Below are 24,655 nucleotides of genomic sequence, written 5' to 3'. Positions count from 1 at the left end.
TCAACCTCTCCTAAAATACATTAATACTCAGTAAGATTCGTTTTAATCTCCGAAGAACTGTATGCATTCGTTGCGTTTGATCCCTGAGATAGCGGTTCTTCACCTCCCAATTTCACGTAACACCAAGTAAATGGAAATTTACAGTCGACTTTTGGGGTATATAAAGCCGTTTCGGAAGTTTGTAATACCCTTTTTTCTCTTCACACTCGCCGGGGTTTTCTTCAGCATCTTTCAATTTGCTCTGATCATTCCCCTGCTGAATTTCCTTTTTGACTCCTCGCACATTGCGGACGAGGCTCAGAAATACGCGGCTCAGCCCGAGTTTTCTTTTAATCCAACGTATTTTAAAGATTATTTCTATTATGTGGTTTACCGCTTCAAGGTAGGTAACCCCATGTATGCTCTGTATTTCTTGGCCGGAACCATCGTAGCTTCGGTTTTGCTGGCAAACCTTTTCCGGTATCTGGCTCAGCAATGCCTGCTCAACGCCCGAACCATGCTGGTAAAACGCCTGCGAGAAGCCTTATTTGAAAAGATTAACCATCTGCATCTGGGTTACTTCACGAAGGAACATAAAGGTGATTTACTTTCCCGATTAAACGGTGATGTTTACGCCATCGAAAGCGTGGCTTCCAGCTCGCTGGAGGTAGTTTTCAAAGAGCCTTATACCCTGATTGGTTACTTCATTGCCCTCTTCGCCATTTCCGCCAAGCTTACCTTGTTTACACTGGTCATTATCCCGGTTTCAGCAATAGGTATTGCCGCCGTGAACAAACGATTGAAGCGGGAAGCTCAGAACGTACAGGCCTCAATGGGTCGTTTATTAACGATGATGGACGAAACCCTGATGGGCATGCGAATCATTCGTTCGTTTAACGCTACTCCATTCATTATCAAACGTTTCAGTCAGGAAAACGACTTTTACCGTCAGGCTAGCATTCAGGGTTTCAGAAGACGCGAGCTGGCTCCGGCTTTCTCAGAAGCTTCGGGTGTGTTTGTAGTGGCCTGTATTCTGGTATACGGTGGTAGTCTGGTATTAAGTCAGGAAGGTGGTTTGCAGGCGAGTTCATTCATTGCCTTCATTGCTATTTTCTCGCAGGTGTTACGTCCGGCGAAAGCAATTGTATTGGCCCTGACCAATATTCAGCAAGGCCGGGCCGCTGGCGAACGGATTGTGGAAATTTTGGATAAACCCATCGAGGTAGAGGATCGTCCTGGAGCAATTGATATGCCTACGTTCCGTGAGTCGATAGAGTTTAAAAATGTTTCCTTCCAGTACGGCGAAAAACCGGTGCTTCAGAACCTGTCATTTTCGGTTGAGAAAGGAAAGAAAATTGCTTTTGTAGGACCTTCCGGCGTGGGTAAGTCTACCATTGCCGATTTAATTCCGCGTTTTTACGACGTAACCGACGGTCAGGTTCTGATTGACGGCGTTGACGTTCGGGATTACAAATCAGAATCCTTACGCAGTCACATGAGTTTCGTTTCACAGGAGATTATCCTTTTTAACGATTCCATTTTTAATAACATCGCTCTTGGTCGGCCCGATGCTACGCTGGAAGAAGTCATGCACGCGGCAAAAGTGGCCAACGCTCACGAATTTATTATGCATACCGAGAATGGGTACGAAACCAATATCGGAGATCGGGGCATTCGTTTGTCGGGTGGCCAACGTCAGCGTTTAAGTATTGCCCGGGCGGTTTTCAAGAATTCTTCCATTTTGATTCTGGATGAAGCCACCTCGGCTCTGGATACCGAATCCGAAAAGTCGGTTCAGGAAGCGTTGGATAATCTAATGCAGGATAAAACGACCATCGTTATTGCTCACCGATTGAGCACCATCAAGGAAGCCGATGAAATCATTATTCTGCAAAACGGTCAGATTATTGAACGCGGTAGCCACGACGAATTAGTGGAGGTGGAAGAAGGCCTTTACCGCCGCTTGACAATGTTACAGCACGTGTAAATTCCCGACTATTCATAAACGGAAAGAGCCTCGCCGATTTAATCAGCGAGGCTCTTTCCGTTTTCTACGTATCTAAACTAAGACGGCATCCTGATCGGTTTTGACGAAATCGTAAAAGCGGATGGACATTCGCTCCATATCATTGAATATACTTTCCTGGTAAGCGTCCTGAATAACGGGATCTTTAAAGTTCTGGTAATACAGATGGAGAATGATTTCCGCCAGTTCTTCCATGCTATCGTAGTAATGGCTAAAACAGGATAAATCCTTATTGGACGCGTATTTTCGATTCAGTAAAAACGGTTTTTTATATCCCAGCCCTAAATTAAAAGTGCCGGAAATCCGGGTATTGCCATAAAAACCATTGGCTTCGCTATTAATCAGTGGCAACATCAAATCGGATTGCTGAATGTACGAGTGGAACTCATTGTATTCCAGCTGATAATCAAAGGTTTTAATTTGTGAATGCCACAAACCCGAATCCGCTAAAGCCGTTACCAGATCTTCCCGTTCTTTGAATTTACCGAGAAAAATGAATTTAATGTTTTCGGGAAATTTATGTTTTGAGATGTAATTCACTAGCGAGAGATAATCCCTCCGTTCCACCGCAACCGTTCCGGGAATCGTAATCCAGTACTCATTCGCTGGTTTCATCGGAGCTAACACCTCTACTTTTGGAAAATAGATGGGATAAAACGAAGAAACATGATACTTAGGCAAGGGATCAATCTCGGTTAGCAGGTAATCACTTAAGACCAGGTATTTCTTGATTTTACGATACAATACCTTCGAGAACGTTGAGCTATTTTTAAGTTTCCTGGCATTATGGACCAACCCGATTGTATTCTTTCGGGGTAATACCAAACTTAGATTTCGTACCACTTTTATTTCGGTGGTATTGATAATAATGGTATCTATTTGATGATCAGCAATGTATTTTCTGATCTTGATAAAGGACCGTATTTGCCGGAAAAAATTCAGATGATCGGGTAAATCCAGGATTCCGCTCAGTTGCAGACTCTCAGGTAGCAAACGCACCAATGATTCATTGCAAGCGACGTGTACTTCACTATGGTTGTGCGTCAGGAAGTGAACCGTTGAGTAAATGCATTCGGCATGCGATCCCCCCAGTTCTATGATTAATACATTCATGGATCCGCTAATTTTCAACTAATCCTACCAACGTTTTCGGGTATTCTCGGGATTGAATCCTCTTTACATCAGACCAGAAATTACGCTCTGGGTGAGTTTCCAAGGTCTCCCGCAGGGGTTGAGGTGGAAAATAGCGAGCCATAGCGGCATTCCAGTGAATTAATTTTCCGCAAAGGAAGTGCTACAAGTAAAGTTTTGGTCATGGTATAGAGGGTGAATGAATGAGGCAACAATTTAATTGACTGTCAATAAATTAACAAACAAACATATGACAATTTTCTAACGCATGAACCATCTGGATACGTTTGAAAATTAGCTAACTTTTACTAGCCCCTTAGAACGAAAGCAGGATTCATTCTTGCCTGACACTCAAGCCATAAAAAACGGGAGCTTCGTCACCGAAACTCCCGTTCACTGCTGAACATCTCTCGTTCTATTTTTTAAGTTCTTCCTGAAATAGCTTCAGAATCCGCTTGTATTCGTCCATCCAGCTTGTGGGTTCTACAAAACCGTGATCTTCCATCGGATAAGCCGCCAGTTCCCAATTTTCCTTACGAAGCTCAATTAACCGTTGCGAAAGGCGTACGGCATCCTGAAAATGTACGTTTACATCAACCATGCCGTGGCAAATCAACAGGTTATCTTTCAGTCCCGCCGCATGATAAATCGGAGAACTCCGACGATACGCCAGTGAGTCATTCTGAGGTTCGTTCAGGATGTTTGCCGTATACCCGTGGTTATACGAGGCCCAGTCCGTTACGGGCCGCAGAGCTGCTCCGGCGTGGAAAGTACCGGGCTTGGTAAACAGAGCCATGAGCGTCATGAAACCGCCGTAACTGCCACCGTAGATGCCCATACGTTTCGGGTTAATACCCACTTTCTGCGTCAGGTACTTTGCCCCATCTACGTGATCGTCAAGGTCTTTCCCACCCATGAAGCGATAAATACCCGTCCGCCAGTCGCGGCCATAACCCGCTGATCCACGATAATCCATATCCAGAACGGTATACCCTTGTTCCAGCAGAAGGTTATGGAACATGTATTCCCGGAAGTAACTACTCCACCATTTGTGGGCGTTTTGCAGGTAACCCGCTCCGTGTACGAAAACCACGGCTGCTCCATTTTTCTTTTTAGGAACGTATAATCGAGCATATATATCCTGCCCGTCGCTGGCTTTGATGGTAATGATCTGGGGGGCTTTCCAGTCGTAAGATTTGAATTCTTCAGTAAGCGAATGGGTAATCTTCTCCGCTTTTGCGGCGGCCTGATTGTCCTGAAGGTATAATTCCCAAGGTTGCGTCGTGCTGGAATAACGGATTAATAACTTCGATTCATCGGGCGATAAAGTCACGTCATTTGCTCCTACCATCGAGGTTAGTTTCGTCCGTTCGCCACCCGTGGTTGCCATTTTATACCAGTGCTGTTCGCCGGGATGCACCTCATTCGACTGAAAATAAATGGTCTTTTTATCTTTGGAAAGATACGTTTGCTGCACTTCGAATTTTCCGCTGGTTAACTGCTTTTTCTCGTTCGTGCGAAGGTTTATACTGTACAGGTGCGAGTAACCCGTCGCTTCAGACTGATACAGCAAGGTTTCTTTATCCAGCCAGGTTAAGGAATAGGAACCAGGACCACCAACCCAGGCTTCGTCCCGCAGACGATCCAGCACTTTCAGTTGAGCTTTGGCCGGGTCAATCTGAGCGATCCAGCGATCTTTGTTATCCTGCGAACGAACAATGACCACGCCATAATCGCCCTCTTCCGACCAGCTTGTTCCGTAAAACTGCACCGTTCGGACTTTGGGCTTCGTGCTTTTAGCAGTGGTATCCGCTTTTTTCTTGGCGTATTCCGCCAGGTAAGCTGGTTGTTCGTTGATACCCGTTAATTCTTTCGTGCTTACTTCCCGAATGGTATCTTTTTCAATGTCATAAATGAAAAGCTGATGAGCCGCCATGGGTGCCCCTACTTTCGAACGACCCGAAATGTCTTCCGTAAAACCTGATTCAGTGACGTAATTAGGGACGATGGTATTCTTCACGCCAGTCGCCGATTTCATTAACTGAAATGTGACAAATTTACCATTCGGGGCGTAGGTTGGAGCCATCAGGTTTCGCTCTTCCAGGTAAAATTCCTTCGGACGTTTAGCTTGATTTGCTTTCGTGATTTTCTCGGCTGCTTTCTTTTTATCAGCTCGTTCTTTCAGGACTTCAAACATGGCTAGCTGATCGTTTTTCAGCCATCTTTCTTCTTCACTGACTTTAGCCTCCGCCTTTTTACTACCGGATAAAAAGTTCGTTACCTGCGTTACTTCGCCCGAAGCCAGGTTCATCGTAAACAGGTTCATGCCGCGACGGAAGATTACCTGCCGCTCGTCACTACTAAAGCTGGGATTACTTTCCGATTCAACGGTATTTGTTAACTGACGAATCTGTTTCGTAGCCAGGTCAAGGTAGAACAGATCACCGTTTTTTTCGTAAACCTTAACCGTTTTCGTCCGGTTATACAGCCCCGACTGGCTCGGCATTCGTAGCCGATCCTGCGGGCTCACTTTAGTAATTTTTTTCGTGTTTAACTCGTACGCGTATAAAGAATCGCCGATTGCTTTTTCGGGATTCCAGGAAAAATAGACTTTAGAACCATCTTCAGCCCAAAATGGATCGCTGGGAGCAACACCCATCCACTTGGGATCACGCATGATTTTTTCGACCGTCAGAGGACCCAGTTTCTGGGCGAAGGAAGAGGCCACGGGCAAGCTTAGCAGAAGACCCGCTGCCAAAGCCCGCCGAAAAGACAGAATAGACATAATTTTGTTGATGGGAGTACCGTACAAATCGCTTAAAAATAGCAGATTACCCTTAGCTTCATCGCTATTCCTCGACTAAATCTTGTTTTTCTTTGTCAATACTAGGTTTTTATAAAACGTACCTCATCCTTTTTACTGGTAGCTAGGGGCTTGTTTTTCAGGATTACTACTGGATACCAAGGCTTTTTGCGACCTTTGTATTTCGTTTGGAAAGAAAAAGAAGATGACTTTCGAAGATTTTAACCTGAACCGGCAGTTACTGAACGCCATTGAAGACGCAGGCTATCAGCAACCTACGGAGATCCAGCAGCAAGGTATCCCCATTGTTTTGGCGGGTCACGACCTGCTGGGTATTGCTCAGACCGGCACGGGAAAAACGGCGGCCTTTGTGTTGCCCATTCTCTATAAAATTAAGTACGCCCAGGGCACGGCTCCGCGGGCGTTGATCCTCGCTCCTACCCGGGAGTTAGTCATGCAGATTGGCGATGCCATTGAGCAGCTCAGTAAATATACCGATTTGCGAACCCTCTGTATCTATGGAGGGTTAGGGCCGAAAACGCAAATTGAAGCCCTGAAAGCCGGCGTTGATATTCTGGTAAGCACACCCGGTCGGTTTATGGACTTATACCTTCGCGGTGACATCATTACGAAGGAATTAAAAGTAATGGTGCTCGACGAAGCCGACAAGATGATGGACATGGGTTTCATGCCCCAGATTCGCCGGATTCTGGAAATCATTCCGCGTAAACGGCAGAATTTGTTATTCTCGGCTACGTTCCCGGAAAAAGTAGAGAAATTCTCTTTTGAGTTTCTCGAATTTCCAACCCGTATCGAAGTAACGCCACAGGCCACCACGGCCTCTACGGTAGAGCAGGTTATTTATTCGGTTCCTAATCTGCATACGAAGATTAACCTCCTGGGTTACCTCCTGAAAGATCCGACTTTGCAGAAGGTTATGATTTTTGTGCGTTCAAAGGAGGTAGCGGATAATATTCATAAGTTTATTTCCCGTAAGATTTTCTCGGAAGACGACGTTCGGGTCATTCACGCCAACAAAGGCCAAAATACCCGCATTAACGCAATGCAGGCTTTTCGGGATAACCAAATCAAGGTATTAGTAGCTACGGACGTAGCCTCCCGAGGCATTGATGTGCAGGAAGTAACGCATGTGATTAACTTCGACGTGCCCCTGATTTATGAAGATTATGTGCACCGCATTGGTCGGACGGGACGGGCTTTTCATACGGGGACTGCCATTACGTTTGTGACGGAAGCAGAAGAATATCACATAGAAAAGATTGAGAAAATCATTGGTCAGGAAATTCCGATAGAGTTTCTTCCTGAAGAAGTTGAGGTAACGAATACGCCTTTCAGCGAACGTCAAGATATGCTTCGGGAAATGGACGATCAGCGGAAGAAAGACGACCCGACCTTTAAAGGAGCTTTCCACGAAAAGAAGGTTCAATACTGGCAAAAAGCGAAGCCCACCGGAAGAGGTGGAAACGCCAAATCTGGTTCACCCAAACCTTCGGGCGGACGACCCTCGGGAAAGTCTACGGGTGGCAAGAAATCCAGTTCTGGTCCCAAGCGAGGACGGCGGTAGGATGTTGGTTATGATGGTTATTAGTTGTTCGTTTTTAATCTATATCTCGAAGAATTGTTAGTATCGTACTGCCTAAAATAACCCTCAAAATATGGATAGAATCGTTGCTCAGCTTCAGCATTACTTTGCCGACAAACCTATTAACCGGGCTTTTGTATTTGGTTCGTATGCTCGTCAGGAAGAGCAGGCGGATAGCGATATTGATATTCTGGTAGAACTAGATTATGCTCATGGAGCCGACTTTTTTTTCTTCGTTGATTTAAAGGAAGAGTTAAGTAAGCTTTTAAATCGGTCCGTTGATGTAGTGAGTGCCAATGGCCTTTCCAAATTTATTCAACCTCGTATTGACCAGGAAAAACAACTAATTTATGAAAAAGCACCTGGGCAATGAGGCTAGACTAAGGCATATTCTTGAAGCAATTGATTATATACAGGAGTTCTCTACTGGAAAAACTAAAAAGGATCTATATGAGGAACCCATTTATAGATTCGCTATTGAACGGCAACTGGAAATTATTGGAGAAGCGGCCAATGCTTTAAGTGAAGATTTAACTACCAAGTACCCAACCGACTGGCGAAAGATTGTTGCCTTTCGTAATTTCATTGTTCATGAATATTTTGGTGTAGACCTTGAACTGGTTTGGGATATTATAGCTAATAAGATACAGCCTCTCCAACAAACGGTTTTATTTATTCTGGATAGTGAATTTACCGGGTAATCATTGGAGCCAATTCCTAAAGTAACCTACGCTCTTTCGGATTTGTCATCCGAAAGCCCTCTGTAAGGGCTTTATAATCCCTCCGTCATGGTTGGTGTCCTCACCAACCATTATGCTTTATATGAATGGCTGGTGAAGACACCAGCCATGGCAGGAGATTGGCGTATGGTCCCATCCAACGTTTACCCCGGATTAAATCCCCCTACACTCTCTCGGATTTGCAATCCTAAAGCACTCTGTAAGGGATTTATAATCCCTAAAGTAACACTAACCGCCTTTTACCCAGACGCGATTAAGTCGCGTCTCTACCTGAAATGATTGATTGCTATGATTTTTCGGATTAGCAATCATCTGCCCTGGTTGGTGTCCTCACCAACCTCTATGCTTTTAGTAATGGCTGTTGAAATGCCCGTTAGAGTCCCCGGATTAACATCCGGGGCTATTGATATTGAACCCCTCCGGGGTTATGATTCCCATTTCCAAACCTCTTACCTACCTTTATAGGTTTTCTCTTTCCAAACTCCAAACTCCAAACTCCAAACTCCAAACTCCAAACTCCAAACTCCAAACTCCAAACTCCAAACCGCAGCGGCGGCCGCTCAAAACCCATTTGCCATGGTTGGTGTCTCCACCAACCATGCCGAAGTTAGCAACTTCAAAACATCTCAATCTCCATTTTTTGTCCCGGCCAGACCCCGAAAACCTCTTCTGCTCTTTTATACCGGTACGAAAAAATCTCCCGCAGTTTTGATTTGACGAGAATGGCATACGCCAAATCTCCAAGAACCCAGAAGGGAATGCGAATATGAACAATGTCCGTCATTTCGACGCCGCCTTCAATTTCCCGAAAATGGTGCTGATGATGCCATAAACTATAGGGCCCAAAACGCTGCTCATCCACGAAATATTTCTGGTCTTCTACGTGCGTAATTTCCGTCATCCAGTACAGCGGAATCCCCAACAACGGCGTTACAGTATATTCAATGATTTGTCCGGCGTACATTCGTTCGCCGTGATGGCGACTTCTGATATCAAACCCCATGCTGGAGGGTGTAATATCTTTCAGATTTGCGGGTTTACTAAAAAAATCCCAAGCTTGCTCCAGCGTAACGGGCAGTTTCTGGATCGTTTTGAGTGAGTATGTTTTCGACATAAAGAAGGCTATAGCTTACGAACAAATTACCAAATCAAAAGTTATTCCAGACCAACCTTCTGATTTGAACTTTTCGCCGGAAAGGTAGCTTTGCATAATTTAGGCTGTTCATTTAAAAGTTTTATTCATCATGACCGCACTGGAAATCGTTCAACAGTATTACACCTACTTCAATCAGCAAAATTGGCAGGGCATGCTAAGCCTCGTTTCCCCAGACATTCGGCACGAAGCCAATCAGGGCGACGTTCGAATTGGAATTGAAAAGTTTACCGAGTTTCTTCAGCACATGGATACCAGTTATGAAGAAACCCTGACGGATCTGGTTTTCCTGAGTGAACCTACAAACACGCGGGTTGCTGCAGAATTCGTAGTAAATGGCGTTTATAAACAGGGTGAAGAAGGATTACCCGAAGCTCACGGCCAGAAATACGTATTACCCGCCGGGGCTTTTCTGGAAGTAAAAGAAGGCAAAATCACTCGGGTAACTACCTATTATAACCTGCCCCTCTGGATTAAACTTGTTTCTGAATAGTGCAATACATTACCCAAACAGGCCAGGCCATCGAGCAGGTTTTCGATGACCTGGCCCAGCTTCGTATTCGGGTTTTTCGGGATTTCCCCTACCTCTACGAAGGCTCCGTAGCTTACGAAAAAGAGTATCTGAAAACCTATACCCAGGCCGAACGATCGTTTTTATTTGCGGTGTACGATCAGGACCGAATGATCGGAGCAACGACCTGTATTCCGCTTGAAAACGAAATGCCTGAAGTACGAGAGCCTTTTGAGCAAGCAGGCATGGACGTCAGCCGGATTTTTTATTTCGGTGAAAGTATTCTGTTACCTGAATACCGGGGCCACGGCTTAGGGCATCGTTTTTTCGACGAACGCGAAGCTCATGCTCAAAGCTACGGAACCTTTGAAATGACCTGTTTCTGTTCGGTAGTAAGGCCCGAAGATCATCCAGCTCGTCCGGCGGATTATCGCCCGCATGATGTTTTCTGGAAGAAGCGAGGGTATCATCAGGAACCCGCCTTGCAAAGCAAAATGGAATGGCCTGACTTGGGAGAAACTGAATCGACGGCCAAATCCATGATTTACTGGATTAAACCCATTCCACCCACCTCTAAATCAGTATAGAATTGAACGTTACTATTGCCGCTGCCCAGTACCCGATTACTGAACATAAAAGCTTGTCCGACTGGCGGGTTCATACCGAAGGCTGGGTAAGCCGGGCGGTTCAGCAACAGGCCGAGTTACTGGTCTTTCCCGAATACGGTTCGATGGAGTTGGTCAGCCTGTTTTCTGAGGAAATCCGGCAGGATATTCGTCGGCAGGTGCGGGAAATGGATGCTCTGAAAGCAGATTTTTGTCAGACATTCGCGGACTTAGCTCACCAGTATAAAGTCGTAATCGTCGCACCCAGTTTTCCCGAACTGGTAGAGCAAGAGTTATACAATCGGGCTTATGTTTTTTCGCCGAAAGGACTCATTGGTTATCAGGATAAGTTTTTCATGACTCGTTTTGAGAATGAGGAATGGGGCATTGCCAGTGCTCCTAAATACCTGAGCCTATTCGAAGCAGACTGGGGAAGTTTTGGCATTCAGATCTGTTATGATTCCGAATTCTCCATCAGCTCTCAATTATTATGTTCTTTGGGAGCTTCTGTAATCATAGCTCCAAGCTGTACCGAAACCATTCGTGGAGCCACGCGGGTACACGTCGGTTGCCGGGCCAGAGCTTTAGAAAATCAGTGCTATACCGTCGTCTCGCAGACCGTAGGTAATGCACTCTGGTCGCCCGCGGTGGATGTTAACTATGGCTTTGCGGCCTTTTACACTACCCCCGACAAAGGCATGCCCGAAGAAGGAATCATTGCTACGCATACGCCTCAGGCCGAAGAATGGCTGGTACAAACCCTGGATGTGTCAAAAATTCAGGAAGTTAGAACCGACGGACACGTCTTCAATTTCAAAGACCATAAGCAGTTGCACATGGGCTTTATGGAAGATCAGGTGAAGATTCGGCGATATACGTTATAACAGCGTAACTCCCGTCGCCTTTTCAATAGCATTCCAGATGACTTTTACGGCGGCGTTCCAGGCTTTTTCAATGGTTACTTCAAGAATTCCCCGGAGCGTTTTCAGAAAGTTAAGCACCATGTCTTCCAGACCATCCAGAAAAAATTCGCGGGTTTCTGGCGTAATATCACCCGTCAGAATACCCGCCGAAACTAACGCCGACTGCTGGGCAATGGCCTTTAGCTGACGCTCCTGAAAACCCCGAATGGTGGTCAGGTCTTTGCCTACAATTTCGGAAATGGCCGTTTTCAAATCGGCTATGAGTTGAGTAAGGTCGAGGGCCATTAGCGTTCCAGAGCGTTTTCGTAGGTCAATGCCTGATCCATATAAATTTTTATCTGGCCTTTAAAAGCCTGTACTTCCGTAAGGGTTACCCCCTGTTTCTGATCGGTCTCCCGCATTTTTACCAGTGTGGTATAAATTCGCTCCAGAGCCGTTGCACTCGGAATTTCTCCTTCTTCCAGCACCGGAATTCCTTTTTTCTTCAACGCTTCATTCGCTTTCTGACGAACCTTATTCCGGGGAGTAAAACGGGCGTTTGCCTGCGTAACCAGAGCATCGAAACTACCAATCAATTGGTTGTAATAAGGCTCCCGATTCGCATAGGTACTCTGTTTTGCACCCAGGGCTACCATCGCGAAAAATTCCATGGTTGCCTTATTCTGAGCGGTAATACCCGTTACTAGCTCCTGGTTATAACTCGGTGCTAACTGTACGGTACAGCTCGAAAAGCTGCCCAGAAGTAAAAGAAACAAGCCACAGACTCGGGCCAATTTTAGCAGGGATTTCATGAAAAGATAACATCAGGGTCTGTAGTCAAAGTAAGCTCGTTTTTAGCGAAATACCTTCACATTTCCCCCGGCAAATTCCAGCCATTCCCAAATATCTCCTAACTTTCGAGCCACTAAATCGTTTTTGATTTAATTATGACGCACCAATACGACTTCCTTGTGATTGGTTCGGGTATTGCCGGACTAAGTTATGCTACCAAATTGGCCCGTTACTTCGAAAGCCGCCAGGAACCTGTTTCCATTGCGGTAATCACAAAAGTGCAGGCCGATGAGACCAATACCAAATACGCTCAAGGCGGTATTGCCGCCGTTTGGTCGAAGGAAGATTCTTTTGATAAACACATTGACGACACGATGGATGCCGGAGACGGGATTAGCAATCGCAAGATTGTGGAAATCGTCGTTACTGAAGCTCCCGCCCGCATTCAGGAGTTAATCGACTACGGCACCCGCTTTGATCGCCATGGCGAAGAATACGATCTGGCCCGGGAAGGCGGTCACTCCGACCACCGGATTCTGCATTTCAAAGACATCACCGGAGCCGAAATTGAGCGGGCCTTGCTGGAAGAGGTACAGCGGCACGACAGCATTACCATTTTCACGCACTATTACGCCGTTGAGTTAATCACCCAGCACCATTTGGGCGAAACGGTTTATCGCTACCGACAGGACATTAAATGTTTCGGAGCTTACGTTTTAAATACTCAAACGGGCGAAGTAGATAAGTTTCTGGCGAAAACCACCATGCTGGCCACGGGCGGCATCGGTAATATTTACCAGAGCACCACCAATCCCACCATCGCTACGGGAGACGGCATTGCGATGGCCTATCGGGCTAAGGGCATTTGTGATAACATGGAGTTTATTCAGTTCCATCCGACCAGTTTATACCAACCCGGCAAAAAACCTTCGTTCCTGATTTCGGAAGCCGTTCGGGGCTTTGGCGGCGTGCTGAAAAATGCGGACGGTTCGACCTTCATGGAAAACTACGATCCACGATTATCGCTGGCTCCCCGCGACATTACGGCTCGGGCTATTGACTCCGAAATGAAGCGAAACGGTACCGATCATGTCTATCTGGACGTTCGGGATACGGATTATGAGAAATTTCTGGAACACTTTCCAAACATTACCCAACATTGTCTTGATCTGGGCATTGACATTCGAACGGACATGATTCCCGTCGTTCCAGCTCAGCATTACCTCTGTGGTGGCGTTCGGGTGAATGAACACGGGCAGACGAATATTCTTTTTCTGTACGCCGCAGGCGAGTGCTCCTGCACGGGCTTACACGGAGCGAATCGACTTGCTTCCAACTCTTTACTGGAAGCCGTCGTTTTCGGTCACCGGGCCTTTTTAAGTACCATTGAGCATTTACACAAAGCGGTAATTCCCGCCAACGTTCCCGACTGGGATGATTCAGGTACGACTCATCCCGAAGAACAGGTACTGGTCACCGAAATGACGCGGGAATTGAACAGCATCATGGCTAATTACGTGGGTATTGTGCGAACCAACCGCCGTTTACGCCGGGCTTACGAACGCGTCGAGTTACTCTACCGGGAGCACGAGCAGCTATACCGTGAATCGAAAGTTTCCGTTCCTATTTGTGAATTACGTAACATGATTAACGTTTCGTATCTTGTGATAAAAATGGCCATGTCCCGCCGCGAAAATGTAGGGCTGCATTATAATTTGGATAATATCAAGTGAGTTTCGAGTTTGGGGTTTTGAGTTATGCTGACGTTGATACTCTTAACCAAAGCACTTCTGTAACTTCCAACCCTAAACTCAAAACCCCAAACTTTCCTCGTACTAGTATCTAAAAACGTATCTCCATGCTTTCTTTAACTAAATTCAGAATCTTGATGGGGCTGGGCTGGCTTTGCAGCCTTTCGGCCTTTGCTCAGACCAACCTGGATGTGAATGCTTTCGAAGGAAAACTCAGCAGCAAACCCCAGGTACTTGACGTTCGGACGGCTTCTGAGTATGAGCGGGGTTATTTACCCAACGCTCAAAATATCGACTGGAAAAAACAGGACGCCTTCGCTGAGCAAGTTGCCAAACTTGATAAAAATAAACCCGTACTGGTGTATTGTTACTCCGGCGGACGTAGCGGTCAGGCCGCCGAATACCTCGCCAAGGCGGGTTTCAAGGAAGTATATAACCTCGACGGTGGCTACCTGAAATGGACAAACGCCAACAAATCCGTTATTGCTCCAACCGAACGTCCGGCGATGATGCCTGCTCCCAAGGGCAAAGACGTATTAGCTCAGACCCTCAAGGATAACAAAGTAGTGCTGGTTGATTTTTATGCCGTTTGGTGCGGACCCTGCAAGCAACAGGCTCCTATTCTGGAAAAACTAAAACATGACTGGGCCGGGAAGGTAACGATTCTAAAAATCGACGCCGATCGTGATCCTGATGTCGCGAAGCAGTACAAAGTGGATGCTATTCCTACACTGTTATTATTCAAAGACGGAAAGCCTGTTGACCGGATGATTGGTTTACGGGATGAAGCCAGTTTACGAAGAGATGTAGAAAAAATCCTATAACCCCCAGGCCGATTCGTTACGTAACCGTTCAAGTCGGCTTTTCTATGATTGAGCGAAACAGCTCATCGCATTAATACTTTAACTTTGCGGTTCTTTAGTCAATTTCCACATGGATCATAAACACCTGGATAAGGTGAGTGCCGCCGGGCTTTTGATTGCCCTGGGCATCATTTACGGAGATATTGGTACCTCTCCCTTGTATGTAATGCAAGCGATTATGGGCGATAAGCCCATTTCAGAACGTCTGGTTTTAGGAGCCGTCTCCTGCGTGCTCTGGACGCTTACCTTACTGACCACCGTGAAATACGTAGTGCTTATTTTACGGGCCGATAACCGAGGTGAAGGCGGTGTTTTTGCCTTGTACACGCTGGTTCGGAAGCACGCCCGCTGGTTAACCATTCCCGCAATTATTGGCGGAGCGGCTCTGTTAGCCGATGGTATCATTACCCCACCCATGTCGGTAGCTTCGGCTGTGGAAGGATTGGAAATGCGGTATCCTCATCTGGATCATTACATTATCTACATCATTCTGGCCATTATCACGGTTCTGTTCCTGATTCAGGCCCTGGGCACGCAATTGGTAGGCCGCTCGTTCGGACCGATGATGTTCATCTGGTTCAGCATGCTGGCCTTTTTCGGTATTATCTGGATTGCACAAGACTGGACGATTCTCCGGGCCGTCAATCCCTATTATGCCTACGACATGCTGGCTCATGAGCCTTCTGGTTTCTGGTTATTAGGTTCGGTTTTCCTTTGTTCTACTGGGGCGGAAGCTTTGTACTCGGACATGGGTCACTGTGGCCGTGGAAACATTCGGGTCTCCTGGGTGTTCGTAAAGGCCTGCCTCATGTTGCAATACTTCGGCCAGGGAGCCTGGTTAATGGCTCATAACGGCGAATTTCTTCGCGGGCGGAAACCCATTTACGAAATGATGCCCGACTGGTTTTTATTACCGGGTATTACCATCGCCACAATGGCGGCAATTATTGCCAGTCAGGCCTTGATTACGGGTTCATTTACGCTGATTTCTGAAGCCATCCGGTTGAACTTCTGGCCTAAAGTAAAGTTGCGTTACCCTTCCAATGAAAAAGGTCAGTTATACGTCCCTAGTGTCAACTGGTTACTTTGGGCGGGTTGTATGGCCGTCGTTTTATACTTCCGTGAGTCCACCAATATGGAAGCGGCCTATGGTCTGGCCATTACCCTGACCATGTTAATGACTACCATGCTGATGGCGTACTACCTCTATACGCATCGGTTCATGTTCTACGGAGTTATTCTCTTTTTGGTCGTTTACCTAACTATCGAGTCTTCGTTCCTGGTTGCAAACCTGCTGAAGTTTACGCACGGCGGCTGGGTATCTCTGCTCATCGGTTCGACCATTGCGATAGTCATGATTATCTGGCTGCGAGCCTTTAATATCAAAGCCCGTCTGACCGAATACGTCAAACTTTCTGATTATATCGACCCATTGAAAGAACTGAGTCGGGATATGTCGATTCCTAAGTATGCTACCCACCTGATTTTCATGTCTAATGCGTCACGAGTGAGTGAAATTGAATCGAAAGTGATTTACTCTATCTTCCAGAAACGACCCAAACGGGCGGATATTTACTGGTTTGTGCACGTTGATACCGTAGATGATCCGTATACGATGGAATATAAGGTAAACGTAATTGCTCCCGACGATGTCATTAAAGTGACTTTCCGACTGGGCTTCCGGGTCGAACAACGGATTAATCTCTATTTCCGCCGCGTGATTCAGGATATGGTAAAAAATAAGGAAGTGGATATTACCAGCCGTTACGAGTCGTTAAGTAAACAGAACGTCATTGGTGATTTCCGTTTCGTTGTGTTGGAAAAATTCCTGTCGTTCGAAAACGATCTTCCCTTCTGGGAACGCATGACCATGCAGGCTTACTTCTACATCAAAACGTTTACGACTTCCGAAGACCGCTGGTTTGGTCTGGATAGTTCGGCGGTTAAGATTGAAAAAGTACCGCTTATTATCCGCCCCGCCCAAACATTTAATTTAAAAAGAGTTACGGATTAGAAACCATCCCTATACTAAATTTTATGGGAAGAATGTCACCTTCTGATGACCTATTCTTCCCATAAAATTTAGCTGATTTATTACTACTTATGAAAATCTTAATTACCGGAGGAGCCGGTTTTGTGGGTTCCTCTCTGGCCCTCAACCTTAAGAAGAATTATCCTTCTTACGAAATTTATGCCCTTGACAACCTGAAAAGAAGAGGCTCCGAACTGAACATTAACCGTCTGAAATCAGCGGGTATTGAGTTTGTTCACGGCGACATTCGCTCCAAAGAAGATTTCGACGTTATTCCTGCCGTGGATGCAGTTATTGAAGCTTCAGCCGAGCCTTCGGTTTTAGCGGGTCTGAATGGTTCTCCCGATTACCTGATCAATACCAACCTTGTTGGAACGATTAACTGTCTGAACTTCGCCTTAAAGCACAAAGCCACTTTTGTTTTTCTGTCCACCAGCCGGATTTACCCGATTAAACCGCTGGAAAAACTGACTTATCAGGAAGAAGAAACCCGCTTTGCCTTAACTGAAGAACAGCCTTTGCCCGGAGCCAATGCCAAAGGGATCAGTGAGTATTTCCCCCTTGAGGGAGCCCGTTCCTTGTACGGAGCAACCAAACTGGCTTCGGAATTGATGATTCACGAATACAACGAATTTTACGGCTTGAAAACCGTTATTAACCGTTGCGGCGTACTGACGGGTCCCTGGCAAATGGGTAAGGCCGATCAGGGCGTTATGGTGCTTTGGGTTGCTAAACACTTTTACGAACAACAACTGGCGTATATTGGCTTTAATGGTACGGGTAAGCAAACCCGCGATATGCTCCACGTAGCCGATTTATACCGTTTGGTAGACTGGCAGTTACACCATATTGATCAGGTTAATGGCGAGATTTTAAACGTAGGAGGCGGCGTTGAAGTCAGTACTTCGCTCGTGGAATTAACTAAAATTTGTCAGGAAGTTACGGGTAAAACCATTCCGATTAAACCCATTACTGAAGGTCGTACGGCAGATATTCCATTATACATTACTGATAATACCAAAGTAACAGAAATGACGGGCTGGAAACCCGAAATTTCCATCCGCCAAATCGTGGAAGAAGTGCACGAGTGGCTAGAAGAAAACGCAGAACAACTGAGTTACGTATTAAAATAAAACAACAGGCCGTTTCTAAAAACGGTTAGTAATACGCCGGAGAATTGAGAAACTTTGAATGGAAAAAGCTTTTTTTCTGTTCATCTATTCTCAATTCTCCTTCTTTATTTTCTAGGCATGAAAAAACTATTATTCGGACTTTTATTGATTACGGTGGGCTGTCAGAATAGTCCCAAACAGTCCAGCTCCAAACCCCAGACTTACTTTGATCTGAAAGGCTACGTTGAGTCTCAGATTGCCATGCTAAAAAAGACAAATCCGGTGGTTCGTAAAGAGGTTAGTGTGAATGAAGAATCAGAAACATTGGTAACTCCTAAAATCGACTGGACGAAAGAACTAGAACTTTTTCTTCAGGCAGATATTAACAAACCCGCTTATACTCAGAGCTATTTCATAGATACTTTATCGGCTAATACCGTTTCTTACCGACTTCGTCAGGGTGAGCATTTACCGATTCAGTTTCTGGAAGTTATCCGGGACGAACAGAACCGTCCTAGTAAGATAAAAGCAACCATGCTGGAGAAAAATTATCTGTTTGAATCCGAAAAAATACTCACGCTGGAGAGCACGGATGGACGCCTGAGCTCTTATCAAATAGAGGGTTTTCAACAACTATTTATTGGAGATCCCAAGCCCTTCCGAATCACTACTCTTGTACAATAATATCAAATTCATGTGCTAGATTATCAGCATATATTTGTAACATTGACGACTCGTATCGTATAACATATGGTATCCAAGTCCGAAAAAGCCAGCCCATTAGCAGAAGCCTTAACCCAGTTATATCCTCTTTCGGATCTAACGAAAGAAGCGTTATTGCAGGTTCTTAGGCCCTGTATCTACTCTAAAGGTTCGTTGATTTTAACACCCGGACAACGGAGTGAATATTTTTATTTTATTGAAAAGGGCTTAATGCGAGGGTATTATCTGGAAGAAGGTAAAGAAGTAACGGCCTGGATCGTAGCGGAAGGAGGGGTTGGAATGGCCACGGAAAGTTTTTACCGTCAAACCCCCTCCGATCTATATCTGGAAGTACTGGAAGAAAGCATTGTATACCGCCTGCATTACCAGGATTTTTTAGAGCTTCGTTTGAATTATCCTGATTACGTTCATTTCATTCTTCGCTTTACGGAAGAATATCTCATTTATAATAACATTCGTTTACAACTGCTTTGTACGCGTTCGCCCGTCGAAAGATATAAGCTCTTCGATTCCAAATACGCGAACCTTCGGGGAAGACTCCCTCAGAGTGTTCTGGCCAGTTATCTCAACATGAGTTATTTCCAGATCAGCCGTATCCGTACCCAATTAAGCAAGGTCTAAAAATAGCTGTACATACATTTGTTGCGAAAACGCAACTCCTTTTTTGCGTTTTCGCAAATTTCCTTCCGTTCTAATCCTCTTATTTTGTAGCATTAAAAGAAGCAAATGTGCTGCTTACTTTAAAGACTTCTACGTTCAACCCTCCACCTTTCCTGATTTCGCTTTTAGGGCGGCTGTATTCACCAACCCACTTTATTGTTAACCTCATTCAGTGGCTACGATCTTTTGACCGTAGCCACTCTTGTTTTAGTTTGACTCCAATTCGCGTTTTAGCCCTAGAGAACTCATTTCCTTGGCTGAAAGTCAATATTTTATAACAAGTTTGCGGTACAAGCGTTTTTCGTTTACATTTCTAAACCTATTACTGTTGCCCTGCCTCGTATTTGCATGAGAGTATATGTTACCCTGGGTTTATTACTTCTTACGTTTTTTACCAAGGCTCAGTCTGGACGCGTCACTATTAGCGGTTATGTTCGCGAAAGCGGCTCGGGCGAATCCTTGCCCGGTGTTACCGTATCCGTTCCGGCTGTTCAGAAAGGAACCACCACTAATACGTACGGCTTCTACTCCTTAACCTTACCCCTGAGTGATACCCTGGAAGTCGTTGTCTCCAGCATTGGATTTCAAAGTCAGTCCCGAAAACTGGCCCTGACGAGGAATCTCGAAATGAACTGGCAACTTCTGGTCAGTAATGCCGAATTGAAGGAAGTGGTAGTCTCCGGAAATTATCAGACTCGCGAATCGCAGAAAGTGCAGATGTCAGCCATTTCCGTACCTATCGAGCAAATGAAAGATGTTCCGGCTCTACTGGGAGAAAAAGACATGCTGAAAGTCTTACAACTGTTACCGGGGGTCCAAAAAGGCTCCGAAGGGAATTCGGGACTTTATATTCGGGGCGGCGGGCCCGATCAGAATCTCTTAATTCTCGACGAAGCTCCGGTTTATAATGCCTTTCACTTGTTTGGTTTCTTCTCCATTTTCAACGGCGACGCCTTAAAATCCGTTGAACTGATCAAAGGCGGATTTCCGGCCCGTTACGGAGGGAGATTATCTTCCGTTATTGAAATGCAAATGAAGGAAGGCCATAAGGAAGAATTCCACGGCGAAGGGGGCATCGGTCTGATTTCCAGTAGACTTGTTTTGCAGGGACCCATTCAAAAAAATAAATCTTCCTTCATCATCTCTGGTCGTCGAACCTACGTTGACATTTTACTAAAACCCTTATTACCGGCGGAAAACCAGGGAAGCTATTACTTCTATGATCTGAATGCGAAACTGAACTACGACTTTGGACGAAAGGACAAAGTATACCTGAGTGGTTACTTAGGGCAGGACCGATTTTCATTCCGGTCTCAAATCAGGAATAACCAGCAGGGCGGCGGGCTTGACTGGGGTAATAAAACGGCCAGCCTTCGCTGGAATCATTTATTCAGCAATCGCTTATTTGCTAATACTACTCTGCTTTTCAGTCATTATGCCTTTCAGGTGAATGCTCAGAGTTCGCAAACTTTTAATAACCTTACGAGTCAGTTTAATTTACAAAATTCATCGACCATTCGGGACTTTACTTCTAAAACAGATTTCGATTGGTCGCCCATTCCTCAGCATAGTATTAAGACGGGTTTATCGGTAACCTCTCACCGGTTTCTGCCCAATACCATCACACTGGAGAATTCCATTATTTCTCAGAATGTATCCCAAATTCAGCCGCTGGATAGCTATGAAGGAGGCATCTACCTGGAAGATACCTATCACCCTTTCTCAGCTCTTCGGATTAATGCGGGTCTTCGCATGAGTTACTTCGCTACTGAGGGACGAACCTACAGCCGCCCAGAGCCTCGGCTGGCTTTGTCTTACACTTTTCCTCGTCACTGGGCATTGAAAGCTTCCTACGCAACGATGAATCAGTACATCCATCTGCTTTCTAACTCCAGCGTAGGCTTGCCAACGGACTTATGGGTGCCGACCACCCGAAACGTGGCTCCTCAACAATCGCAGCAGATTGCCTTGGGCGTTGCTAAAGATTACTCCCAGTTTTCAGTTACGATAGAAGGTTTTTATAAGAAGATGGATAACATTCTCTCCTATAAAGAAGGCTCCAGCTTTCTGGCTAGCACGGGCCTGGAGTCACTCACGGAAGCTTCTGATTCACGTTCCTGGGAAGAACAGATTACGGCTGGGCAAGGCTGGAGTTACGGCAGCGAATTTTTTGTCCAGAAAAAAACGGGTCGCCTGACTGGCTGGGTGGGGTATACGCTCTCCTGGATTCAGAATCAGTTTGCGGAACTCAATGGCGGCAAAAAATTCTGGGCTCGTTATGACCGTCGTCATGACATCTCAGTGGTGGGAATTTATCACCTGAAACCAACCATTACCCTCTCGTCTACGTGGGTATACGGTACGGGGCAGGCGATTTCACTACCTCAGAGCACGTTTGAAATCAGTGGACCCACGCAGCCAGGATTTGTGCCTTCGTTTCCTACCCGCATTTCTGATTACGGCCAGCGAAACAGTTTTCGTGCGGCTCCTTATCATCGCCTGGACGTAGGCATTCAGTTTCACAAAAAGAAAAAACGTTTCAGCCGTACTTGGGAAGTGAGCCTCTACAATGCGTATAGTCGTAAAAATCCGTTTTTCTATTACATCGATGATTCCCAAAGCACGCCAACCCGTAACAACCGGGTGCTGACGCAGGTTTCGTTATTTCCTATTATTCCCAGCGTGTCGTATAGTTTCAAGTTTTGAGCCATGAAGACATTACTACCTCTACTACTGCTGTTATGCTTCGCGGGCTTATGGGCCTGCCAGGAGCCTGTTGATTCCATTCCGATTCCTTATACCCCCAAAATGGTAGTGGAGTCTTACCTTAACCCCACCGAGGCAACTATCCGGGTTTCGCTACGTACGAACGAACCCATGGTGGGCTCTTCTGACGCCAGTATCATTACCGATGCAACGGTTACCATTAGCGACGGCCAGCAAACGGTTACTTTACCTTTTCACGGAGATGACTACTGGATTGGAACGCTCACTAACGCCAAAATACGTCTGCGAGCCGGTACTACTTATACCCTTAAAGCTTCCGCTCCGGGTTACGAATCTATTGAAGCCACTTGCACCATTCCTACCCGGGCGTCTAACTTACGCTGGCGAATCGATGGCATTGAGTACATTCAGGATAACCGGGGCTATCGGGTTTATAATAACTATTTGTTAGTGTGGGGTGGAAACATTCCAACCGAGCGGCAATATTTTGCATTGGGACGGCAGTGGGCCTACGCCGATACCCTTCAAACCACCAGCGGACAGGATTCAGTTTTTAACGGAATTCAGACCGTCTGGGATCATTTTGAAACGGATGATGTCATTCGTAACAACCAGCTTTATGCTCGAACTTTTATGGGACGAATTTCCGGGCGGGATTCTACCATACGAAATCCGAGAAGTACGGATTTATTACTGATGCAATTTGACGTAAATGCCTATAACTTCCTGAAAGCTTCGCAGCTTCAAAAGCAAAATGGAAATAATCCCTTTGCGGAGCCTTCGCTGGTACCTTCTAACATCAGGAATGGATTAGGGGTGTTTGGAGCCGTATACCAACGAAGGCAAACGGTACCTTAATGGCCCTCGTCCTAGCATAAATTGACAGTTATTAGCTACTAGGTATAGCCTTGGAGATATGCTCTGAGGCTTTTTTGTGCCAACTTATATTTTAGGACTATATCTAGTAAACGAAAAAGCCGATTCAATACAGAATCGGCTTTTCTATCGCAAGTGATTGTGAATCACGAATGATCTTAAGCTTCTACCTGAGCTAACATGTTCACAAACTGATCGAACAGGTAACGAGAATCGTGAGGACCAGGAGCGGCTTCGGGGTGATACTGTACCGAGAACGCAGGCTTATCCGTACGGCGAATGCCTTCGATTGTCTTATCGTTCAGGTTTACGTGCGTGATCTCGACGTTAGGGTGATTTTTTACTTCCTCAGCATTAACCGCAAAACCGTGGTTCTGAGAAGTAATTTCACACAGACCCGTAATCAGGTTTTGAACAGGGTGGTTCAGACCACGGTGGCCGTGGTGCATTTTATACGTCGAAATACCGCTCGCTTCTGCCAGTAGCTGGTGACCCAGGCAAATCCCAAACAGAGGCTTTCCGGTTTCTACCATCTCTTTCACGGTATCAACCGCATAGTCCATCGCCGCTGGATCGCCAGGGCCGTTGGAGATAAAGAAACCGTCTGGATTCCAGGCTAATACTTCTTCGATTGGTGTTTTAGCAGGGAATACTTTACTGTAACAATCACGGGTAGCGAAGTTATTAAGAATGCTTTTCTTCGTACCATAATCCATTACTGCCACGCGATATTTCGCGTCCTCATTCCCTACGAAATAAGGTTCTTTCGTACTTACCACTGAAGAAAGCTCCAGACCTTCCATCGAAGGCAGCTTTTTCAGCTCAACCATTAATTCTTCAGGATCAAGAATTTCCGAAGAAATAATGCAGTTCATCGCTCCACGTTCGCGGATGATACGTACTAACTGACGCGTATCCACGTCGCTAATTCCCACGATGCCAGCTTTTTCAAAATACTCCTGCAAAGACGAATCGGCGACGTTCCGGGAATGAATGGGCGAAAAGGAATTACAGATCATACCTGAAATTTTCACGCTATTCGACTCCTCTTCCGTATCCAGCAATACGCCGTAATTTCCGATATGTGCATTGGTATTGACAACCACCTGACCGAAATAGGATGGATCGGTATAGATCTCCTGATAGCCGGTCATGCCCGTGTTAAAGCAAATTTCGCCACCGTGTGTGCCAATTTTGCCTAATGCGGTACCCCGAAAAGTTGTGCCGTCTTCTAATAAAAGGAGGGCTTCCTTGGTTTGATTGCTCATGCCTGGTTCGTAAAGAAGCCCTTGCGAGCCGAAAAGACTAACAAGGGCATTATGTGCGATTAGTTATTTACTCCACAAATTGGACAAAGATACTTCTTCTAGCTGAAAAGCTTCAAAGCTAAGCTCCTTAAAAAATAAACTTTTGAGAAAAATAGTTCAGTTTAATTGGAATTAGACCCTAATTACAACTATTCAAATATGGAATTGAATAAAACCACTAAAGGCCATATAGCCAGAATAATATTTCATATATATACAATTGCAAAGAATGAACAATATGTATTTTTATGTTTAGCAGTTGATTAGTAGCATCAAATAGCAGATACTAGCGATTTATTCGATTTTCTGCTATACGCATTCCTGATAATGTGAGGGACAGACAAGCTAAACTTTCTATA

General features: G+C 45.6%; 21 protein-coding genes. 15 read left to right on the top strand and 6 right to left on the bottom strand.

The annotated features are described in order from the left end of the window. The first annotated feature begins 130 nt into the window (after positions 1–130). Entirely contained in the window at positions 131–1,966 is a 1,836-nt protein-coding gene (locus QE390_RS09815; RefSeq protein ID WP_106636779.1) for an ABC transporter ATP-binding protein, read from the top strand. Positions 1,967–2,038: 72 nt separating this feature from the next. Here the strand turns inward: QE390_RS09815 and QE390_RS09810 are convergent, their stop codons facing one another. Next, the gene (locus tag QE390_RS09810; RefSeq protein WP_307141995.1) at positions 2,039–3,118 is read right to left on the bottom strand and encodes a hypothetical protein; all 1,080 of its coding nucleotides are present in this window, start codon (positions 3,116–3,118) and stop codon (positions 2,039–2,041) included. Between the two features lie 433 nt (positions 3,119–3,551). After that, positions 3,552–5,921 (bottom strand): prolyl oligopeptidase family serine peptidase, encoded by a 2,370-nt coding sequence (locus QE390_RS09805; RefSeq protein WP_373424541.1) that lies wholly within the window; start codon positions 5,919–5,921, stop codon positions 3,552–3,554. A gap of 223 nt (positions 5,922–6,144) precedes the next feature. Here QE390_RS09805 and QE390_RS09800 point away from each other — a divergent pair, with 223 nt between their 5' ends. The 3 genes from QE390_RS09800 to QE390_RS09790 all read left to right on the top strand — a co-directional run bounded on the left by QE390_RS09800 (position 6,145) and on the right by QE390_RS09790 (position 8,243). Beyond that, positions 6,145–7,524 carry a DEAD/DEAH box helicase gene (locus QE390_RS09800; RefSeq protein WP_106636777.1) on the top strand — a complete coding sequence of 460 codons (1,380 nt, stop codon included), beginning with the start codon at positions 6,145–6,147 and terminating at the stop codon, positions 7,522–7,524. Positions 7,525–7,615: 91 nt separating this feature from the next. Then, positions 7,616–7,915, top strand: coding sequence for a nucleotidyltransferase family protein (locus tag QE390_RS09795; RefSeq protein WP_198555238.1), 300 nt, complete (start codon positions 7,616–7,618; stop codon positions 7,913–7,915). Further along, positions 7,893–8,243, top strand: coding sequence for a DUF86 domain-containing protein (locus QE390_RS09790; RefSeq protein WP_307141994.1), 351 nt, complete (start codon positions 7,893–7,895; stop codon positions 8,241–8,243). Before QE390_RS09795 ends, QE390_RS09790 begins: the two co-directional genes overlap by 23 nt. Before the next feature lie 655 nt (positions 8,244–8,898). On the opposite strand, the gene QE390_RS09785 is transcribed toward QE390_RS09790, so the two are convergent. Next, positions 8,899–9,396 (bottom strand): SRPBCC family protein, encoded by a 498-nt coding sequence (locus QE390_RS09785; RefSeq protein WP_307141993.1) that lies wholly within the window; start codon positions 9,394–9,396, stop codon positions 8,899–8,901. A gap of 130 nt (positions 9,397–9,526) precedes the next feature. Between QE390_RS09785 and QE390_RS09780 the strand changes: the two genes are divergently transcribed. From QE390_RS09780 to QE390_RS09770, 3 genes are read left to right on the top strand one after another with little or no spacing between them, the layout of a single operon-like run. Beyond that, positions 9,527–9,928, top strand: a complete 402-nt coding sequence (locus tag QE390_RS09780) for a nuclear transport factor 2 family protein (RefSeq protein WP_106636775.1) — start codon at positions 9,527–9,529, stop codon at positions 9,926–9,928. After that, entirely contained in the window at positions 9,928–10,533 is a 606-nt protein-coding gene (locus tag QE390_RS09775) for a GNAT family N-acetyltransferase (protein ID WP_307141992.1), read from the top strand. The genes QE390_RS09780 and QE390_RS09775 overlap by 1 nt, the downstream gene beginning before the upstream one ends. 2 nt (positions 10,534–10,535) lie before the next feature. Continuing rightward, positions 10,536–11,435 carry a carbon-nitrogen hydrolase family protein gene (locus QE390_RS09770; RefSeq protein WP_307141991.1) on the top strand — a complete coding sequence of 300 codons (900 nt, stop codon included), beginning with the start codon at positions 10,536–10,538 and terminating at the stop codon, positions 11,433–11,435. On the opposite strand, the gene QE390_RS09765 is transcribed toward QE390_RS09770, so the two are convergent. Continuing rightward, a complete protein-coding gene (locus QE390_RS09765; protein ID WP_307141990.1) occupies positions 11,430–11,759 on the bottom strand; it encodes a hypothetical protein in 330 nt (109 codons plus the stop codon). The genes QE390_RS09770 and QE390_RS09765 overlap by 6 nt on opposite strands. After that, positions 11,759–12,265, bottom strand: coding sequence for a hypothetical protein (locus tag QE390_RS09760; protein WP_307141989.1), 507 nt, complete (start codon positions 12,263–12,265; stop codon positions 11,759–11,761). Before QE390_RS09760 ends, QE390_RS09765 begins: the two co-directional genes overlap by 1 nt. Before the next feature lie 135 nt (positions 12,266–12,400). Here QE390_RS09760 and nadB point away from each other — a divergent pair, with 135 nt between their 5' ends. From nadB to QE390_RS09720, 8 genes are all read left to right on the top strand, one after another. Next, positions 12,401–13,978, top strand: coding sequence for an L-aspartate oxidase (gene nadB, locus QE390_RS09755; protein WP_106636770.1), 1,578 nt, complete (start codon positions 12,401–12,403; stop codon positions 13,976–13,978). A 125-nt stretch (positions 13,979–14,103) separates the two neighbouring features. After that, positions 14,104–14,820, top strand: a complete 717-nt coding sequence (gene trxA / locus QE390_RS09750) for a thioredoxin (protein WP_106636769.1) — start codon at positions 14,104–14,106, stop codon at positions 14,818–14,820. A gap of 109 nt (positions 14,821–14,929) precedes the next feature. Beyond that, entirely contained in the window at positions 14,930–16,873 is a 1,944-nt protein-coding gene (locus QE390_RS09745; protein ID WP_106636768.1) for a KUP/HAK/KT family potassium transporter, read from the top strand. An 89-nt stretch (positions 16,874–16,962) separates the two neighbouring features. Further along, positions 16,963–18,024: an NAD-dependent epimerase/dehydratase family protein gene (locus QE390_RS09740; protein WP_106636767.1), complete on the top strand. Its 1,062-nt coding sequence runs from the start codon at positions 16,963–16,965 to the stop codon at positions 18,022–18,024. 117 nt (positions 18,025–18,141) lie between these two features. Next, positions 18,142–18,687 (top strand): hypothetical protein, encoded by a 546-nt coding sequence (locus tag QE390_RS09735; RefSeq protein WP_307141988.1) that lies wholly within the window; start codon positions 18,142–18,144, stop codon positions 18,685–18,687. Between the two features lie 66 nt (positions 18,688–18,753). Continuing rightward, positions 18,754–19,347 carry a Crp/Fnr family transcriptional regulator gene (locus QE390_RS09730; RefSeq protein WP_307141987.1) on the top strand — a complete coding sequence of 198 codons (594 nt, stop codon included), beginning with the start codon at positions 18,754–18,756 and terminating at the stop codon, positions 19,345–19,347. Positions 19,348–19,734: 387 nt separating this feature from the next. Beyond that, positions 19,735–22,092, top strand: coding sequence for a TonB-dependent receptor (locus QE390_RS09725; protein ID WP_307141986.1), 2,358 nt, complete (start codon positions 19,735–19,737; stop codon positions 22,090–22,092). A gap of 3 nt (positions 22,093–22,095) precedes the next feature. Next, positions 22,096–22,971, top strand: coding sequence for a DUF4249 domain-containing protein (locus QE390_RS09720; RefSeq protein ID WP_106636763.1), 876 nt, complete (start codon positions 22,096–22,098; stop codon positions 22,969–22,971). A gap of 176 nt (positions 22,972–23,147) precedes the next feature. Here the strand turns inward: QE390_RS09720 and carA are convergent, their stop codons facing one another. Continuing rightward, positions 23,148–24,257, bottom strand: a complete 1,110-nt coding sequence (gene carA, locus QE390_RS09715) for a glutamine-hydrolyzing carbamoyl-phosphate synthase small subunit (protein WP_106636762.1) — start codon at positions 24,255–24,257, stop codon at positions 23,148–23,150. Between the last annotated feature and the right edge of the window lie 398 nt (positions 24,258–24,655).

It is taken from the genome of Siphonobacter sp. SORGH_AS_1065 (assembly GCF_030818595.1).
Classification (GTDB): Bacteria; Bacteroidota; Bacteroidia; order Cytophagales; family Spirosomataceae; genus Siphonobacter.
The sequence above is the reverse complement of the archived record's forward strand: the minus strand, read 5'-3'. Positions and strand labels throughout refer to the sequence as shown.